An 18,712-nucleotide genomic window follows, 5' to 3' on the forward strand; every position below is an offset into this window, starting at 1 on the left:
CATCCACTCAGCAGGACTCGTCATGCCCGGCAGACGATCCTCGCGCCAAGGGAAATGACGTCGAGGCCGACTGGTTCTCTGTGGAGCGGGAGAGCCCCAGTCGGATGTACACGATGCGGGCGATGTCCGCGATGGTGCCCTCGGACCTGAGCAGTTCCATGGGCGGTAGGTCGAGGTCGAACTGCTGCCTGACGGTGACGAGCAGTTCGGCGCCCATCAGGGAGTCCATGCCGTACTCGTCCAGCCGTCGGTGATGGTCGACCTGATCGGGCGACATGTGCAGGACATCGGCGAAGAGTCCGGCGATGGTGTCTGCGATGAGGCCCCGGGCCTCGGTGGGTGTCATCTGTGCCAGGGCGCGCACCAGTTCTTCCTTGCTGTGGACGGCGTCGTCGATGAGGACCGGCAGGAGTGCGGTGAGGCGAGGTGCTGTGCTGGCAGGCAGGAGGCGCGACAGCGGCCCCCAGTTGAAGCAGCCGACACCCAGGACATCCGGGCTGTGGGCCAGGGCCGCGTCGACGGCTCGTAGAGCCTGCCGGGGGCCGACCGGTTCCATGCCCATGCGGCTCATGGCGTCGGTCAGGCCATGGCGGGCGACGTAGCCGATTTCGCCCAGTGCGCCCCAGGCAAGCGCGCATGCCGGGAGCCCCATGGCTCGCCGCTGGCGCACGAGGGCTTCGAGGTAGAGGTTGCCGGCCACGTAGTTCGCCTGTCGCACGTTGCCCAGTGTGGCGGTGGCGGAGGAGTACAGCAGGAAGAAGTCCAGGTCCAGGTCCTTGGTGAGGTGGTGGAGCACTGCTGCGCCGGTCATCTTGGGTTGCAGGACGCTGAAGAACTGCTCCTCGGTCAGCTCGGACAGGGGACCGTCGTCCAGGTGCATGGCCGAGTGGATGACGCCGCGCAGCGGGTGTCCGACGGCGGTGGCCCGGGACACGATCTGCCGCATGGCCTCGGTGTCGCTCACGTCGGCGCGGTGGACCGATGCCTGTACCCCCTGGGCGGCGAGCTCGGCCAACAGGGTCTCGGCTTCGGGGGTGTCCGCTCCTCGCCGTCCGACCAGTGCGAGATGGCGCGCCCCGCGGTCGGCCAGGTGGCGGGCGGTGAGTGCGCCGAATCCGGACAGGCCACCGGTCACGAGGTAGGTGGACTCGGCGTCAAGGGCGGGCGGGCACGTGCGCGGTTCGACGAGGGGTGCTTCGTCCAGCGGGTCGAAGGTCACGATGACCTTGCCGACGTGGCGTGAGTGTTGGAGCAGTCGGAACGCCTCCTGTACACGGGCGGCCGGGTAGCTGCTGTGCAGTAGGGGGCGGTAGGCGCCGCTGTGGATGAGCTCGGTGACCTGGGCGAACTGCTCCATGGCCAGTTGCGGGTCCTGGAGGAGACCGATGAGGTCCACACTGTAGAAGGCGATGTTCTTGCGGAACGGGCGCAGGAGCAGAGGCCGGTTCTCGTAGATGTCCCTTTTGCCGAGCTCGACGAAGCGTCCCCCGTGGGTGAGCAGTTCGAGGCTGCGGGTGATGGCTTCGCCGGCGAGCGAGTTGAGGACGACGTCCACGCCTCGTCCGTCGGTCAGGTGGCGGATGTCGTCCGCGAAGGCCAGGCTGCGGGAGTCCAGGACGTGCTCGACGCCCAGGCGGCGCAGCAGGTCACGCTTGGCTTCGGACCCGGCGGTGGCGATCACTCGTGCGCCGCAGCGCCGGGCGAACTGCAAGGCGGCCAGGCCCACGCCGCCGGCGCCACCGTGCACCAGCAGGGTTTCTCCCGCGGCCAGTCGGGCCAGCCGGCCAAGGCTGTGGTGAACGGTGAGGAAGGCCACCGGAAGGGTTGCCGCCTCCACGAAGGACATGGAGTCCGGGATACCGCTCGCTGCGTGCTCGGACGTGACGGTGTGGGTGCTGAAGGAGTTGGGGGCGACAGCGAAGACACGGTCGCCGGCGCGCAGCGAGGCGACTCCGTCACCGACCGCGGTGACGATGCCCGCGCATTCCAGGCCCAGCCCGGCCCGCCCGCCGGTGATTTCTTCCGCCTCGGCGGGCAGTAGCCCGACCACCTCCAGGATGTCGCGGTAGTTGAGGGCCGCTGCCCGTACGGCGATGGCCACCTGCCCCGGGCCGACCGGCGGAGGCGTGCTCTCCTGCCAGGCGAGATCGTAGGACAGGCCCAGATGGTGCGCGGCCAAGGTGTAGGTGGGAATGTCGGCCCCGCGTCGGGTATCGACGGGGCAGGGCAGCTGGGTCAGACGCGGTACAAAGCGGCCCGATGCGGTCAGGACCAGTTCGTCCTCGTCGGTCGCGGCCAACAGTTCGCGGACGACCCGCGGCGCGTCTGCGGCCGGATCAGCGGTGCGATGCAGGGACAACCGCCTGACGGTCAGGTTCGGGTACTCGTTGCTCACCGTCCGGGCCACGCCCCAGAGGGCGGCGTCCACGGGGAACAAGGGCTGCTCCGGGGCGGGTAGGGCTCCGCTGGGTCGGGAGACCAGCCACAGGGCGTGCTCGCAGCCGACGGGGAGCGTGTCCAGGTGACCGGCGATCGCACGCAGGACGCCGGCGCGCCGGGACGTGTGCTGCGCCGCAGTCGTGATGCAGAGGTCTGGTGCGGTAGGGGTTTCGGGGTCCTCCAGGACGACGACGACGGCCAGGCTGGAATGCTGGGTCGGCAGCCATGCCTCGCCGTCGCCGGTCAGTTCCGCGGCAGAGGTCTGTCGGACCGAGGTCGCGCCGGCGGTGGTGAGCGCACCGGCCACCGCTGCGGACAGTGCGCCGGGGCCGGTGTCCTCGGCGACCACGAACCAGGCGGTGTCGGCGTCGGCCACCGGCGCGGCGGGCGGGTCTGCCGACTCGCTGGTGGCGGTGGCGGTGGCGACGAAGACGGAGAACTGTTCGTCCAGGGCGTCAAGCGCGGAGCCGACGGATGCGACGTCGGTGAAGCCGCAGGAAGGCAGCAGTCGCCGCCACACGTCGGCGGGCAGGAAGATGGAGTCGCCACGCAGCTCGTGATCGGTGAAGTTCCAGAAGCTTTCCAGGGTTCCCGAGAACGGGGCCAGCAGTTCCAGGACATGCGTCTCCAGAGCGATCAGTCGCCCGCCCGGGCCCAGCAGACGCTCCACCCGCCGCAGCGCCGGTGCGACCTCGGTGGCGGTGTGCAGCGTGTTGGCTGCGATGACGAGGTCGAAGCCGCCTTCGGCGAAGCCCTGCTCGGCAGGTTCCTGATCGAGGTCGAAGGTGCCGTATTCGACGTAGTCGTAGTCCGCGAATCGCTTCTGCGCCGGAGCCAGGAAGACCGGTGAGACGTCGGTGAAGACGTACTGCGTGCGATCCGACGGCAGGACCGGCAGCACGGCCGCCGTCGCGCCCCCGGTCCCGGCACCGATCTCCAGCACCCGCAGCGGGCGGTCCGCAGGCCACAGTTCGACCATCTGCTCCACCACGGCCTGGATGAGGCGGTTGTACCGGCGGCAGGGGAACTCGATGTCGTAGAACAGCTCGATGGCTGCGGTGGCACCGCTGGAAACGATCAGTTCCAGCATGTCGGTGGTGCCGCGCAGCAGCGAGGCCTGGTGGAGAAGGCACAGACCGTACAAGAGCGTTTGTGCCGGGCCCTGCGTGTTGTCCTCGATCAGGTGGCGCAGCAGTTCCGCGGTACGGAAGCGGGTCGTGGTCAGCCGGAACCGTTCGCCGTCCAGACACTCGACGAGGCCCGCCCGCTGCTGGAGGCCGATCAGGAGCCGGGCCAGCTTCCGGTGCCGTGGCAGCATGCCTCCGGCCACCAGGTCGTCGAGACCGAAGGGGGCGGTCGGGTCCGCGAGCAGTTCGGCGAAGACCTCCGCGGTGTTGTGAGCCCAGGCGTCCTGCAACTCCCGGTTCCACTCGGCGTCTTGGTCGTTGTCCCCAAGCAGCGCCGTGACCCGGTGCCGAGCACCGGTGAGCACGACGGGAGTGGGCGGCAGAGGGCTGGCCGGCACGGCCTGGTCGGGGTGCGGGGCAGCGCGCAGCGCCATCCGGTGATGGCTCAGGGGTGCGGTGCGCATGCCGTCGAAGCGGTGCAGCCGGCAGCCTTCGAGCTGCGCCCACACCACGCCGGTCACATCGGTGACGGTGATGTCCCAGCACCGTTCGGTCGTGGAGCGGCTGCGTTCACAGACGTGCACCAGACCCTCGACGGGTGGGGTGTCCCATACGCGCACGGCGCCGAATCCCACAGGGAGGTAGGCGTCACGCTCCTCGGCCAGCACCTGCTGGAGCAGGGGCAGCCCCGCTTGTAGCGCACCGTCGAACAAAGCCGGATGCACCTCGTACGCATCCGTGGCGGCGGCGTCCTGGCGGTAGCGGGCGAGGACTTCGCCGTCCCCTACGAGCAACTCCTCCAGTACCTGGAAGGAAGGGCCGTAGTCGAGGCCCAGACCGGCCATGGTGGCGTGGTGGAGGTCGGCGCCGATGCGGTGCGTGCACCGGGCTCGCAGGGCAGAGACGTCCACGTCAGCGGGGGGACGGCTGAGCAGCCGCCGTACCCGCCCGCGGGCGTGCTGACGTGCGCGTCCGAGCCTGCCCTCGCCGGCGGCGATACTGACCACGCCGTCCTCGGCGGACCAGGTCAGCTCCAGGCGCACCTGGCTCGGATCGTCCCAGGGGACGACGATGGGCCTGGCGAGCTCCAGGTTCTCGACCTCGCAGGCTCCGTCCAGGACCCGCCGTCCGGCCGCCAGGGCCATTTCCACATATCCGGTGGCGGGGAGGATGACGGAGCCTCCGACACGGTGGTCCTCCAGCCACGGGACGAGAACGGGCTCCACCTGACCGGTCCATGTCGGTTCCTGGTGGGGCGTTCGCACGCCCAACAGCGGGTGGTCGTATTCGCCGATTCCCCCTGTCCAGGCGCAGCGTTCCGCGTTCCAGTGCCGCTCGCGTTGCCATGGGTAGGCGGGAAGTGGGACGACTTTCCCGGAGTGGGGGAAGTGCGCCCTCCGGTCGACTCGGGCCCCGGCGGCGATCAGACGGGCTGAGGCTGCTTGCATCTGCCGCAGGCCGTCTCCGTGACGGATGAGCGTGGGCACGACTGCCACCGGGACGCGAGAGGAGGCCGTGAGGCGTCGTAGGTACGGACGCATGACCGGATGAGGGCCGACGTCGACGAAGACGTCGTAGCCCTCGTCCAGCAGACCCGTCACCACGGGCTCGAACCGGACGGTGTCGCGCACATTGCGCCACCAGTAGGCGGCATCGAGTTCGGGGCCCGCCACGGTCCGAGCGGTCACGGTGGAGACCATGGGGATGGCGCATGTGTGGGGCCGCAGCTCCGCCAGGCAGACGAGCAACTCCTCCTGGATCGGGTCCATGGCGCGGGTGTGGAAGGCATGGTCCAGGTCGAGCGGGACGCAGGCCACGCCCTGGCTTGCGCAGTGCTCGGCAAGGGCTTCGATCTCATCGGTAGGGCCGGCCACGGTCACGTCGCGAGTGCTGTTCACACCGGCGATCTCCACCTGCGGGTACTGCGCCAGAAGCTCCTGGGCCTGCTGGTCGGACAGGGTGAGGGCTGCCATGCGGCCGGTGCCCGCCGTGGCCGCCTGGGCCCGGCTGCGTACGGCGATGATGCGTGCGGCGTCCGGCAGCGACAGTGCTCCCGCCACGTGCGCGGCGGCGATCTCTCCGACGCTGTGCCCGAGCACGGCGGCCGGTTCGATGCCCTGGCGGCGCAGCATCGCCGTCAAGCCGATCTGGACCGCGAACAGAAGCGGCTGGGCCACCTCGGTCCGTGCCAGCCGCCACTGTTCGACGGGCAGCTCCAGCACGCTCCGTACGGACCATCCCAACTCCCGTGTCAGGGCCGCGTCCACCGCCACGAACGTGGAGCGGAAGGCCGTGTCCTGGTGCAGCAGGTCCGCACCCATGCCCGCCCACTGGGCACCGTTGCCGGAGAAGACGAACACCGGACGCCCGTCGCGGACCGCCTCGGCCCGCTGCGCCGGAGGTGTCTTGGGTCGTGCCGGGCCCGAAGGGACGGCCGCCGTGAGCGGCTCGCCGTCCACGTTGGCAGCGTCACGGTCAGCGGGCTGTGCTGCGGGAGCAACCTCTTCCTCGGAGGGCCGGGTGCTCGTGGCCTCCGCCGCAGCCGTGCCCTCCTCCTTGGCGGCGCCCTCGGTTTCGGGATTCCCCACCAGGCGGGTCAGCGCCGCTGCTGCCTGGCTCGGGGACGTGGCCAGCACCGCCGCGCGCAGGGGATGCCGGCCGCGCCGCTGGTCCATGGTCCACGCGAGGTCGTAGAACGACCGCGAGTCGGCCGTCGCCAACTGCTGTGTCGCTCGGCGGAGTGCTTCGTCGAGCGCGGCGGGCGAGCGTGCCGAGACCACCACGGGCAGAGGGCCCTCAGCGGGCGGCGCATCGACGCCGATGCGGGCAGGGGCGGGGGCAAGGACCGCGTGAGCATTGGCCCCTCCGAAGCCGAAGGAGTTGACGCCGACCACCGACCGTTCGGTGATGCGGACCGGACACATACGGTCCACCAGATGGAGGCGCAGCCGCTGGAAGTCGATGTTCGGGTTGAGAGCTGCGGCGTGCAGCGATGGCGGAACGACACCGTGCCGGAGCACAAGAAGCGCTTTGAGCAGGCCGGCCATGCCCGAAGCGGGCTCCAGATGGCCCACATTGGACTTGATCGACCCGATCGGCAGAGCGCCGACGGTGCGGTGGGCTCCCAGCGCCCGTCCGATCGCCTCGGCTTCGATGGGGTCGCCCACGGGAGTGCCCGTGCCGTGCGCCTCGATGTATGTGATGTCGTCCACGTCCAGTCCGGCGCGGGCATAGACGTTCTCCAGCAGGGCGCGCTGGGATTCCATACGCGGCAGGGCCAGTCCGGGCGTGCGTCCGTCGCTGTTGGCGACGCAGTCGACGATCACTGCGTCCACCCGATCTCCATCGGCGAGGGCGTCGGGAAGTCTCTTGAGCAGGACCATGCCCCCGCCCTCGGCCCGGACATACCCATCGGCGTCCGCCGAGAAGGAGCGGCACCGACCGCTGGGCGAGAGCATGGAAGCTTGCGAGAAGCCGACGAAATGCTGCGGGCTGAGCAACAGGTTGACGCCGCCGACCAGGGCGGCCCGACTGCTGCCGTCCCGCAGCGTCCTGCACGCCTCCACCAGAGCGACCAGGGACGACGAGCACGCGGTATCGACGATCATGCTCGGGCCGTGCAGGTCGAAGAAGTGCGAGAGCCGATTGGCCGCGATGGACGACGCGGCCCCGGACATGGTGTACGCGTTGACCCTCTCTGGCACCATCAACTGGAGGGCGCCGTAGGAATGGTCCGACACACCCACGTACACGGCAGTGTCCGATCCAGCCAGCGTGGCGGGGTCCACCCCGGCGTTGTCGAAGACCTCGACGGCCATCTCCAGGAGCAGCCGGTGCTGCGGGTCCATCTGTACCGCTTCCTTGGGCGAGATACCGAAGTAGGCAGCGTCGAAACCACTGATGTCCCCAAGGAAACCACCGGCCTTGGTGTAGCTCTTTCCTGGCCGTGGCATCGTGGAATCGACGAACCGCGCAACCTCGAATCGGCTCTCCGGTACTTCCGTCACCTGATCCGCGCCGGCCGACAGCGCCGTCCACAGCTCGTCGAGGTCGGTGATGCCGCCGGGGAGGCGGCAAGCCGTGCCGATGACGGCAATTCTCCGGTCTGGAGAGGGAACGCCGTTGGAGTTGACTGACATGAGGCTCCCAACGCAGATAACGCGAGGGCGGCACGAACCCACTGACTGGGCGTCGAGGCGGCCTCGTCACATGCCACGGTCCCTGTGAAGCTTCCTTGTCCGACATCAACGCATCCTGACCACAACTTCCCAGGAGGGCAAGGGTGTTGTACCTCAAGTGAGTTACAAGTCCGCGCAGAAAAGGGATTCGGGACGGCGTCCATGGTCTATTCCGTTCTCCGTGATCACGCCAACTGTTCGTTGAGGTCGCGGCGCGGCTGAAACACGGAATCCACATCTGCCCCATGACGTTCTATCGGTCACAGTGGTTGATCTGATGCACTGTTCTGAGATTGCATGTCAATGAACACAAGAAGTGCGGGTGGCGCAGCCGATTTCCGTGGACTGTGCCACCCCTTGCGGGAAGCAGACACTCGATCGAGGCAACCGCGTCGTGAATGTCGCGCGCAGCGGAAGGGTCGAACAAATTCTTTGACCTGGACGGAGTTTCCTCTGAGTTGAGTGCGTGAAGAGTCCAGCGATGCTGTTTTGCTGCCCCGAGGAGCTCCGATGAGGCGATTCTTCTCGGCTGTCTTTCTGGTGGCCGCTCTGACGATCCTCCGGAGGGCGCACTCCCTGTGGGTGTGGTGGCAAGGGTGGCTGGCCCGCCGAGTGCCTTCGTGGAAGCGCGCGCGATCGAAACCGCCACTCCGCTGAGCGGAGTTGCGGGGTGGCCCGCGGACGGCGGGGGCGTAAGGGGCCAGAATCCGGTGCATCTTGGCGATGAAGTCGGGGACGGTGGACGCTTTCCACGGGGTCGTGGTCCGGTGCAGCCTGCGTGCCGAGTCGCCGGGACGGCCGCCCTGCTCGGCGCGCCGCTGACCATCTGGGTCACCTTCGTGCCGTGCTTCCTGTTCATCTTCCTCGGCGCTGCCCACATCGAGCGGCTGCATCGAGCGGCTACGCGGAAATCGCCAGGTCTCCGCTGCACTGAGCGGCATCACCACTGCTGTGGTCGGCGTCTTCGCCAACCTCGCGCCGTCCTTCGCCGAGCACACCCTCTTCGCCTTCGGGCTCGCAGCTGGGCGGACGCACACGGCACCGAGGGTGAAACCTTGGCCGTTGGTTCATGTCATGATCACGGACGGGCCAACCCTCTCCGACAGGACCCATCCCATGCGAACCATCAGCGTCATCACCGCCGTACACGAAGGCGGCCACCACTTCATCGGCGACACCTATGAATCCCTGCGCGAACAAAAGCTCCCAGACGACTGGGAATGGGAGTGGTGCGTGCAAGAGGACGGCACCTCGGGTATCCCTGCGAACAGCCTGCCCAGTGACCCCAGGATCACATTCGGGACAGGACTGCGAGCACGCATAGCGGTCACACGCACACACGCCCTCGCGCGCGCGACAGGAGACCTGATCCGGACGTTGGACGCAGATGACGTACTGCTACCGGGCGCGCTGGAGCGGGACATCGAGACCCTGGAACGTGTGCCATGGTGCGTATCCGCCTGCGTCGACCTCCACGAGGACGGGAGCACGGCACCAGGGCCGTGCGACCCTCCGGGTGGCCCCTTGGAGCCCGCCCGCTTCTATCGCGAGATGCTGGAGCGGCGTCTGTCCGTTCAGGCGACCACCTTCGCCGCTCACCGTCGCCTGGTGCTGGCGCTCGGCGGCTGGCAGGCACTGTCCGGAGCCGAGACTGTCGCCCTGCTCCTTGCCGCGGAGGCTGTGGCACCCGGTGAATTCATAGCGGAGCCGAGCGTCTTCTATCGCAAGCATCCCCACCAGACGACCGCATCCAACCGCTACTGGGAACCGACCGAAGCAGCCACTCGGATCGACGCGCTCATGCAACGCGCCAGCGCCCTGCGCGAGTCGGGTTGGAAGTGGCATTAGGTACACCACAGCGCCGGCGCGCGTCCCCGACGAGGACGAGCGGGTGAGGGCTCGCATCCGGTGGCAGGTCGTTGACCTGTTTGGTTGCAGTCCCGCGTAGACGACGGGTCGGAGGGGGAGGCGCGTCGGCGTGTGTGGCAGCCCCACATCTCGGATCGCGCAGCGCGATGTACATCGTGCCGGTGCCGACCACTACTGAGATCGAACTCGTGATGTCGGACAGATCGACAGGTGGCACGCCTCAGCGCTTGCGGCTGGGGCTCCACTCGTAGACCATCGGCGCCGTCTCGACGACTTCGCTGGGCCAGGTCTGCCTCACCTGTTCCAGGCGCTCTTGGTGATCATTGACCCAGCCCTCTTCCGGGCAGATCGCCAATAGAGCAGTGAGGCGGTCGGGATCTTCGACCGTGACCGACAGCCGGCCGCCTTCGTGCATGTGGAGCACAAGGCTGAGGCCACGATCTTCTCCCATGCCGGCCTGCCGGCCTGGGGCGAGGTCGGACAGGTCTCGCTGCCATGCGTCGAGATCCCGCTGGAAGAGGTGGACGTTCAGCCGGGCGTCGATGAAGCTCGCGGATACCAGCACGTCGGCGCGCAGGATGTCGTGGCCGGTCAGCACGCCCGGCTGAAGGCGTCCGGTGACGCGGACGATGCAGCGGTTCCCGTCCGCGTCGGCCAGGTGGATCAGATCCGCCGGGGCAGATTCCGTCATCACGACACTCGCTTTCTTGCCATTGGATGAACGCATCTTCCCCCATCGCCACATGAGCGACGCAGACGGCCCAGGGCAGTGAGGGTCCCCCGAGAGCCGAGCTGGTGCCGGCGAGGCAGCCGTCGATCACGTCGGGGCGGTACTGGATCTGCTTGAGCGTGCGCTTCACAGCCTTGGTGATATCGCCCAGGTCCGCTGCGGCGAGCGTGAGGGCGGCGTACACCCTGTCGATCCCGGCATGACTCCGCTTGACCTTGACACGGTGACAAGGTCTTCACTGCGGAGCAGCCAAGGAGGTGGTCCCGACGACCATGCCGAAACAGGACACGAACACGATGCAAGCTCTCCAGGGGTTGGAGAACAGCAGCTCGTCGGTGCGGCTGAAGGCAGCGCTGGCGGTCGGCACGACCCCGGACCCGCGGTTCATCGACAAGCTCGTCGAACGATGCGCGATCGAGCCCGAATTCTACGTACGCGAAATGCTCACCTGGGCACTCACCCGCCACTCGGCATCAATGACGGTCCCAGAGCTCATCGATGAACTCCGCTCGGAACTCGCGCAGGCACGAAGCCAGGCGTTGCACACGCTGTCCAAGATCGGGGATCGGCAAGCATGGCCGGCGATCACACGGGCGCTGCTGACCGACGCCGACGACGAGGTGGCGCGAAGCGCCTGGCGGGCAGCGGTCGTGCTCGTGCCCGAAGGAAAGGAGCACGAGTTGGCCGTAGTGTTGGCGACACAGCTCGGGCGCGGCGAACGTGAGACGCAGCTGAGCCTCAGCCGGGCGCTGATCGCGCTCGGTGAGACGATCACGCCGCCCCTGCGTGCTGCGATGACGGATCTCGATCCTCGCGTGCGCGCGCACGCAATCGCCACGGAACGGCTGATGCGCGACCCGGATGCCGGATTCGAGTTCGCAATCGAGGAGGCGAAGCGCATTGTGGCCCTCGGCACGACCGGTCAGGAGAAGTGACAGCTAGTGTTGATCGGTGATGTGGCACGACGGTCCGGCGTCAGCGCCCGCATGCTCAGGCATTACGACTCGCTCGGCCTGGTGCGGCCGACGGGTCGTACCGACGCTGGCTACCGAGAGTATTCCAGCGAGGACATCCGGCGGATCTTCCATATCGAGAGCCTGCGGTCACTGGGGCTGTCGTTGCGTGAAGTCAGGCGCGCGCTCGATGATCCCGGCTTCACGCCCTCGGAGCTCGTCGACGACCTCATCCGCCAGACGCGAGAACGCATTGCAGCGGAGACGGAGCTGCTCACGCGACTCCGTCGGATCGGTGCCGCGGAACCCGCCGGCTGGGACGACGTCCTCCAGGTCGTTGCACTCCTCCAGGCATTGGGGTCGAAGAGCGCTGGGACGCGCCAGCGCGCGGCATTGTCCTCGGTCGAAGAGGTTCCGGTGCCAGTGGAAGCACTGGTCGAGGCAGCGCTGAGCGAGACGGACCCGAACGTCGCCGGAGCCCTTCGATGGGCTTTGGCGCAATCCGGCGATGGCGGATTGGCGCTGCTGGCGGAGGGACTCGGCTCACCAGTAGCCGAGGTGCGGAAACGTGCCGTCGAGGCCATCGCCGAGTTTGCGGACGGTGCGGCGACCGCACTGCTGCGGGACGCCCTTGCGAACCCCGACGTCGTGGTCCGCAGGTATGCGGCTCTGGCACTCGGGGCACGTGGAGTAGCCGACGCGGTCCCGACGCTGATCGACATGATCGTCGAGGAGACGAACGACGTCGATGCAGCCGATGCGCTGAGCGCGCTGGCGAGCGATCCCGCGTTGGCGGATCGGATCGCCACCGGGCTCGTCGACTGGCTCGCCCACGGCACCGTTGAATCGTCCGCACGTCGACGGCTGACACAGGCGCTCGCGGATATCCCGGGAATCACGACGTCACATGCCCTCGCAGAGCTGTCACATGACGAAGACCGTGCCGTTGCGCTGACTGCGGCATACATTCTCGGGATACGCAACGCACGATGACGGACCGGCCGGCATCCCATTCCACCCAGTCGATGCGGGTTGGCTCGGTACCAGGTTTCATCGCCACCGCTCGCTGGCGGAAGCGGCTGAGCGGACGGTGGGCGCGTAGGTGGGCTTCGGGGGATCGGCCGCGCCGACGGCGGTGCGGCGATCGGCGTCGCCGCGCACGTCGATGACGCGCGGGGTGGTGGTCCGTGCGGCGAGTCGGTACGGGTCGACGACCTGGCCGTGTCCGCGGGAATCTCCGCCAGCGGATCCGGGTTACTTGCTTTTACAACGATCACCACGGGATGGACCGCGGCCCACCGCAGGGAAGGGACGGGAGCCGATGAGCCTTCGTCAGTTCGAGTACGCCCTGGCCATTGCCGAAGAGGGCTCGGTGACGGCGGCGGCGGAGCTGCTGCGCGTCGCTCAGCCGTCGGTGTCCCAGCAGATCCGCGGCCTGGAGCGGGAACTCGGCGTGACGCTGTTCGACCGCACGCCGACCGGACTGGTGCCCACCGTGGTCGGCCGCGCGTTCCTGCGGGAGGCGGAGGCCGCGGTGAGCGCGGCGCGGCGGGCGAGGGCGACGGCGCGAGCCGGTGCCGACGAGCTGGTGGGCGAGCTGGTGGTCGCGGTGCAGATGGGCCTGGGCACGCGGCAACTGCCGCGCGCGCTCGGCGCACTGCGTCGCCGCTTCCCGCGGCTGGAGGTCACCGTCTTCGAGGAGCCGAACCCCGCCGAGCTGGAGCGACTGGGGCGCCGGGGCGTGCTGGACCTCGCCCTGGTGGCCGAGCCGTGCGAGGGCCCCGCCGACGCCCATCACCTCGGCGACGAGGAGTTCGTCGTGGTGATGGGCGTCGGGCACCCGCGGCTCGCCGCGGACCGGGTCGAGCTGCGCGACCTGGAGGGGGAGCCGTGGGTGAGGTTCGACCGCGACAGCACGCTCGACTGCGTACTGCGGGACGTGCTGCGGGACCACGAGCTGACCCCGACCACGGTCGCCCGCGTGTCCCAGACGGCGACGGCCGTGCGCTGGGCCGCCGACGGGCTGGGGGTGACGCTCGTGCCGGCCTCCGCGGTGCCCCAGGGTTACGAGCACCTCGCGCGCCCGGTGTTCCCGGTCGTGTCCCAGCCCGTCGTCGCCGCGCTCCGGAATGGCGCGGGCCCGGCGGAGAGGGCCCTGCTCGAATTCCTGCGCCAGGAGACCTGGCACAAATCCGCCTTCTTCTCGCCGGCATCCTGACCGGCTGAGAAGGAGGCGGGCGCCGCTGAATTCCCTTTGCCGAACCCGGCGTTCCGGAATTCCGCCGGCGTCAGCCCCTGGGGAATTCGCCGCCGTCCACGACGAGATTGCTCCCGGTCAGCCAGCTCGCCCGGTCGGACACGAGGAACAGCACCGCGTGGGCGATGTCGTCGGGCTGACCATCGCGTCCCAGCGGGGGCGTGGTGTTGTCCTGGCCCGGCCCCGCGTCCAGGCGCGCCCACTGCTCGCGCGTTGCCTCGCCGCCGGGGGTGGCGGTTCTGCCGGGAGTCACGGTGTTGACCCGGATTCCGGACGGGGCCAGCTCCGAGGCCAGTCCCCGGCTGTAGTTCTCCAGCGCCGCCTTCGCCGCCGTGTAGTGCAGGAACGGTGGTGGCGCGACGGGGACCGCGGCCGAGGAGACGTGCACGATCACCCCCGAACGCCGTTCCCGCATCCCCGGTGCCAGCAGCGAGTCCAGCCGCACCGACGCCAGGAAATTCAGGTCCAACGCGTTCTGCCACTCCTCGTCGGGGATGGCCACAGCGTCCGCGTACGGCCCCGCCCCGCCCGCGTTGTGGACCAGAATGTCCACCTCGCCGAGCACCTCCTGCGCGGCCGCGGCGAGCGCCTCCGCTCCAGCCCGTGTCCGCACGTCGGCGGCCACGAAGGTGGCCCCCTCCGGCACCGTGCTCGTCGCCGACCTGGCGGTCGTGAGCACCTCGGCGCCCGCGTCCAGGAGTTGGCGCACGACGGCCGCTCCGATTCCGCGAGAACCACCCGTGACCAGGGCCCGCTTTCCCGTGAGTTCTCCCGCTCCCATTCCCGACCCCGTTCCCGTTCCCGATCCGTTCTCGATCGTGGTCATGCCACTAGTCCTCTCGATCGCGTAATTGTCCGCTCGACGGAAGAAGGATCGACGTGCACAGAGCGCGAATCTCCGGAGAGATCGCGGTGAGCACCTCGTCGAGCTGTTTCACGGTACGTACGGAAAAGAGCGAGAGGCAAAGACGAAATGTCAGCAGGTGCTATAGGGAACTCCTATGGCACCCCGGCCCCTCCGTCGGAGCCGGGTCACGAGTGGCTGTGACTGTCCGACGCCCCGCTCGTGGCGTCATCAGGGCCTGGACATAGAGTGCGGTCATGAGAGCCGTAGTGATCGACTCCGATGGGCATTTCCATCTGGAGCAACGGCCGGACCCGGTGGCGGGACCGAGAGATGTGGTGGTCCGCGTACCTGTCCTGGCCGGATCGTCGTGTCACGACGATGCACGGAGTCCGTCGCCCCCGCTGCCCGGCTGTCGATCCGTCAGCTGCTCTGCCAACGCAGCCTCGGTGAAGACCCGGTATCCGGTGTCCGGCCGGTAGCCATGTAGCTCACGGGTGTCGACAGCCTGCATGTAGGCCAGCACCTCTCGGCTGATCACCTGGCCCGGAACGAGCACCGGCAAGCCTGGCGGGTACGGCGTGACGAACGTGGCGGATACGACGTCCCGGCCGTCCGCGAGGGCTTCGGCGGCCTCCTGGGCCGTCAGATACGCGCACTGGCTGTCGTCATGTGGGCAAGGTCGTCGTCGCCTTCGACCCGCTGGACGAACCCGTCCCCGCCGAACGGCGCGGACAGGTGCCGCGCATGGACCCGCAGGGTACCTACCTGATCACCGGAGGTCTTGGTGGCTTCGGCGCCGCGAGCGCCGGCTGGCTCGCCGAGCGGGGCGTGCGCCACCTCGCACTGGTCAGCCGCCGTGGAGATCGGGCACCCGAGGCCCCGGCCGTGCTGACCGAACTCAGCGACGAACGGATCGCGGCCGTGCTGTTCCCGAAGGCGGCAGGTGCCGTAGTGCTGGATCAACTCCTCGCCGGCCGCGATCTGGAGACGTTCCTGATGTATTCGTCGGGCACGACCGTTGTCGGGAACATCCGCCAGGCCAACTACGTTGCGGCCAACCTCTGGCTGGAGGCTCTGGTCCGCCACCGTCGCGGTCGCGGGGCCGCCGGACAGGCGATCGTCTGGGGGGCCATCGGCGAAGCCGGTTATGTCGCCCGCAACGAGCTGACGAACACGCTCGCCTCCGCCGGAATCGAACCCGTATCACTTCACGAGGCGTTCGCCGCTGCCGACCTGCTGACGGGCAGCGGCCTGGAGGTGGCAGGCGTAAGCCGTTACAACTGGGGGCGCATGCGCCGTCTGCTGCCTGCTCTCGCGGCGCCCCGGTTCTCCGTGCTGTTCCCCGAACACATGAAGGAAGCCGACTACACCCGGGAGGAGATCCTGCGGGCACTCGCGGTCATGTCCGTCCAGGACGCGGCGCGAGCCGTGGCCGATGCGCTTGCACATCTCATGGCCGAGGTCCTGCACATGGACCACAAGGAACTCGATCACAATCGGCGGCTCGACGAGTACGGCCTGGACTCACTGATGATCGCTGAACTGCTGGTCTCCGTGCGCAGACGCTTCGACATCGAAATCCCGCCCATGGAGCTCCTGCGCAGCGGCGGCACAATAACCGACATCTCCCACCTTGTCCTGCTACGCCTCGGCCTCTCGGGAGATTCCAGAGCCGCCGCCGACGATGACACGACCGAGCCCGCCTCCTCGGCCACCCGGGAGTAGGCCGTATCCAACATCTCCGTCGCGCCCGGAAGCGGTCGGCCGCATCCCCGACGGCGGTGGACGGCGCTCGCACGGGCGCGGAAGCGAACAGGCAAAGGCTGTCGCGCGCGACCTGGGCGCCCACTCCGGAACCCGCCCCGGTGACCACCGCGATCCGGGCGTCGTAGCGGACGTCGTCGAAGTGCGGGCCGTAGGCCACGTCGTCGCCGGCGGATGCCTTCGTGAGCAGACGAACAATTGGGGTGAGATCGGTGTGACGATGCGGAACACTCGGGCAGATCGATGAGTTCTGCCAGGTGTGCCAGTCTTTACCGGTACCACCGACCACGTTCGTGCCGACAGCCTTGGCTGCGAGGCGACTGCGACCAGGAACCCCAGCGAGGTGCTGCCATGTCAACTGCGTCCAAAGAGCGACCGGCCGTGCAGGCGGGCCGAATACCGACCGTGGTGCGGCTGCTGGTGCTGGCCACGTTCGTGGTGATCCTCAACGAAACGATCTTGATCAACGCCATCCCCCGGTTGATGGACGCGTTGCGCATCACCGAGCAGTCGGCGCAGTGGGTGTCCACCGCGTTCATGCTGACCATGGCCGTCGTGATTCCGATCACCGGCTGGTTCCTGCAACGGGTCACCACCCGCCAGGCCTACGCCATCGCGATGGGCGTGTTCCTCGCGGGTACCGCTCTGTCGGCCGTCGCACCGTCCTTCGAGGTGCTGCTGATGGGCCGGATCGTGCAGGCCGCGGGCACGGCCGTGATGATGCCCCTGCTGATGACCACGTTGATGATCGTGGTGCCCGAGCGTGACCGCGGCCGGGTGATGGGCAACGTCACCCTGGCGATCTCGGTGGCGCCCGCGCTAGGACCTGCCGTGTCCGGGCTGATCCTTCAGGTCGGCTCCTGGCGACTGCTGTTCGTGGTCGTCCTGCCGATCGCGGCTCTGGTGACCCTGCTCGGGCTGCGCAAGGTGGAAAACATCAGCGAGCCGCAGGTGAGCTCCATCGACTGGCTCAGCGTCTCAGTTGCGGCGGTCGGCTTCGGCGGCCTGGTGTACGGGCTGAGCCTGTTCGGCGAAGCCGACGGCAGGCTCGGGCTCGGCATCGGCATCGTCATCACCGGGGTCGCGGCAATCGCGGTCTTCGTGATCCGCCAGCTCAAGCTGCAACGCACCGGTGTGCCTCTGATGGACCTGCGCACCCTCGGGCACCGCACCTACGGCCTCTCCCTGGCCCTCATATCCGTCGGGTTCCTGGCGATGCTCGGGTCGATGATCCTGCTGCCGCTGTACTTGCAGAAGGTGCGCGGGCTCAGCCCGCTGGAAACCGGCCTGCTGGTCATGCCGGGCGGTCTGGCCATGGGACTGCTCGGACCGACCGTTGGAAAGATGTTCGACCGGTTCGGAAGTCGGCTGCTGGTGCTGCCCGGCTCGATCGGCATGGTGCTCGCCCTCGGCGGTTTCACCCAGATCTCGATGACGATGCCGTACTGGCAAGTGCTGGGACTACACGCGCTGCTGATGGTGAGCCTCGCGGCGACGTTCACCCCCGTCTTCACGCTCGGCATGGGCGCGCTTCCCCCGCACCTGTACTCGCACGGCAGCTCGATGCTCGGGACGTTGCAGCAAGTCGCCGCAGCCTTCGGGACCGCGCTTGTGGTGACCGTGACGACCGCGCGCACCGGCCACCTGGTCGCCGACGGCGTCGCCGCCGTGCCCGCGCAACTGAGCGGGATGAAGCTGGCCTTTGGCGTCGCGACCGCTCTCTCCTTGGTGACGATCGTCGTTGCCGCGAACCTGCCGCGCCGGATCGCTACCGCTGGCGCCCAAGACCACAGCACCGCCGCGGACCAGCCCATCGGATCATGAGGGCTGGGGCGAGGCGGCGATGTCGGCCGAGGCGCAAACCGCGTCGAGGTCAGCGACGTCCCTGAGCTGACGTGCCTGGACTGGACTGGACTGGACTGGTCGGCAAAGGACCTCTCGGCGATTCCCAGCTCGTGACGCTCATGACTGTCTCCGGTCGCGCGGATGACGGACGTCGAGAGGGCAGACGGCTCAGGCGTTGACGATGAGGTGCCTGTCGCCTGTCACCAGGAAGCCCAGATCAGGAACGTTGCTGTTGAGGCCGGAGCGGCTGACCCGGAGAGTCTCGGCAGGCACATCGCCGTGATCTTCGAGGGCGCCAATGCGCTGGCGGCCTCCTGTAACGACGTGGAATTGTTCACGGATGCCCGACGGGCGGCCAAGACGCTCCTGGACGTAGCCTTGAGCGCCGCGCCCGGACGGTGAACGCCCCCATGCCGATGTCCAGGTACCGATGGCCAAGTACCGATGTCCAAGCGGAGAGTGAGGTCCGCGGGGTGGGTGTGGCGGGTCGTGGCTCTGGTGCGGAAAGTGATCCAGAACCCACATTCAGCCGTGCCGACACAGGTGCCCGTCATCGGCAACCGCTCGGACCGTTCGTCGGCGGGGCGTTCGCTCTCGAGGCGACCCGGCGACCCGGCGACCCGCCTGTCGAGGGCGGTGCCGTGTTCCGTTGCGCAATCCGGCGACCGGTGCGAGCTCTGGCCGTGCCCGCCCTGGTGTTGAC

General features: G+C 68.4%; 11 protein-coding genes. 7 read left to right on the forward strand and 4 right to left on the reverse strand.

The window, feature by feature from the left end; translation table 11 throughout:
- Positions 1-7: 7 nt before the first annotated feature.
- On the reverse strand, positions 8-7,705 hold the full coding sequence (locus AB0C96_RS31890) for an SDR family NAD(P)-dependent oxidoreductase (RefSeq protein WP_362922236.1): 7,698 nt from the start codon (positions 7,703-7,705) through the stop codon (positions 8-10).
- 1,155 nt (positions 7,706-8,860) lie between these two features.
- On the opposite strand from AB0C96_RS31890, the gene AB0C96_RS31895 reads away from it, so the two are divergent.
- Positions 8,861-9,592, forward strand: a complete 732-nt coding sequence (locus tag AB0C96_RS31895) for a glycosyltransferase (protein ID WP_362922237.1) — start codon at positions 8,861-8,863, stop codon at positions 9,590-9,592.
- A gap of 241 nt (positions 9,593-9,833) precedes the next feature.
- On the opposite strand, the gene AB0C96_RS31900 is transcribed toward AB0C96_RS31895, so the two are convergent.
- Positions 9,834-10,340 (reverse strand): DUF5959 family protein, encoded by a 507-nt coding sequence (locus AB0C96_RS31900; RefSeq protein WP_362922239.1) that lies wholly within the window; start codon positions 10,338-10,340, stop codon positions 9,834-9,836.
- 275 nt (positions 10,341-10,615) lie between these two features.
- Between AB0C96_RS31900 and AB0C96_RS31905 the strand changes: the two genes are divergently transcribed.
- The 3 genes from AB0C96_RS31905 (at position 10,616) to AB0C96_RS31915 (ending at position 13,514) form a co-directional block, all read left to right on the forward strand.
- Complete coding sequence (locus AB0C96_RS31905) at positions 10,616-11,278, forward strand: HEAT repeat domain-containing protein (protein ID WP_362922241.1); 663 nt, start codon at positions 10,616-10,618, stop codon at positions 11,276-11,278.
- A gap of 6 nt (positions 11,279-11,284) precedes the next feature.
- Entirely contained in the window at positions 11,285-12,289 is a 1,005-nt protein-coding gene (locus tag AB0C96_RS31910) for a HEAT repeat domain-containing protein (RefSeq protein ID WP_362922243.1), read from the forward strand.
- A gap of 328 nt (positions 12,290-12,617) precedes the next feature.
- Positions 12,618-13,514, forward strand: a complete 897-nt coding sequence (locus tag AB0C96_RS31915) for a LysR family transcriptional regulator (RefSeq protein WP_362922245.1) — start codon at positions 12,618-12,620, stop codon at positions 13,512-13,514.
- Positions 13,515-13,584: 70 nt separating this feature from the next.
- Here the strand turns inward: AB0C96_RS31915 and AB0C96_RS31920 are convergent, their stop codons facing one another.
- Complete coding sequence (locus AB0C96_RS31920; protein WP_362922247.1) at positions 13,585-14,379, reverse strand: SDR family oxidoreductase; 795 nt, start codon at positions 14,377-14,379, stop codon at positions 13,585-13,587.
- A gap of 391 nt (positions 14,380-14,770) precedes the next feature.
- Positions 14,771-15,046, reverse strand: coding sequence for a hypothetical protein (locus AB0C96_RS31925; RefSeq protein ID WP_362922294.1), 276 nt, complete (start codon positions 15,044-15,046; stop codon positions 14,771-14,773).
- A 23-nt stretch (positions 15,047-15,069) separates the two neighbouring features.
- Here AB0C96_RS31925 and AB0C96_RS31930 point away from each other — a divergent pair, with 23 nt between their 5' ends.
- From AB0C96_RS31930 to AB0C96_RS31940, 3 genes are all read left to right on the forward strand, one after another.
- A complete protein-coding gene (locus AB0C96_RS31930; protein ID WP_362922249.1) occupies positions 15,070-16,125 on the forward strand; it encodes a beta-ketoacyl reductase in 1,056 nt (351 codons plus the stop codon).
- A 444-nt stretch (positions 16,126-16,569) separates the two neighbouring features.
- Positions 16,570-17,988, forward strand: a complete 1,419-nt coding sequence (locus AB0C96_RS31935) for an MDR family MFS transporter (protein ID WP_362922251.1) — start codon at positions 16,570-16,572, stop codon at positions 17,986-17,988.
- A 162-nt stretch (positions 17,989-18,150) separates the two neighbouring features.
- Positions 18,151-18,411, forward strand: a complete 261-nt coding sequence (locus AB0C96_RS31940; RefSeq protein WP_362922253.1) for a hypothetical protein — start codon at positions 18,151-18,153, stop codon at positions 18,409-18,411.
- Positions 18,412-18,712: the final 301 nt, after the last annotated feature.

Origin of the sequence: Streptomyces sp. NPDC048506 (assembly GCF_040651315.1) — a bacterium.
Lineage (GTDB): Bacteria > Actinomycetota > Actinomycetes > Streptomycetales > Streptomycetaceae > Streptomyces.

Coding starts and splice junctions, on each gene's coding strand:
- AB0C96_RS31915 (WP_362922245.1), top strand. CDS start 12,618: ATGAGCCTTCGTCAGTTCGAGTACGCCCTGGCCATTGCCGAAGAGGGC.
- AB0C96_RS31900 (WP_362922239.1), bottom strand. CDS start 10,340: ATGCGTTCATCCAATGGCAAGAAAGCGAGTGTCGTGATGACGGAATCT.
- AB0C96_RS31920 (WP_362922247.1), bottom strand. CDS start 14,379: ATGACCACGATCGAGAACGGATCGGGAACGGGAACGGGGTCGGGAATG.
- AB0C96_RS31895 (WP_362922237.1), top strand. CDS start 8,861: ATGCGAACCATCAGCGTCATCACCGCCGTACACGAAGGCGGCCACCAC.
- AB0C96_RS31905 (WP_362922241.1), top strand. CDS start 10,616: ATGCCGAAACAGGACACGAACACGATGCAAGCTCTCCAGGGGTTGGAG.
- AB0C96_RS31940 (WP_362922253.1), top strand. CDS start 18,151: ATGACGGACGTCGAGAGGGCAGACGGCTCAGGCGTTGACGATGAGGTG.
- AB0C96_RS31890 (WP_362922236.1), bottom strand. CDS start 7,705: ATGTCAGTCAACTCCAACGGCGTTCCCTCTCCAGACCGGAGAATTGCC.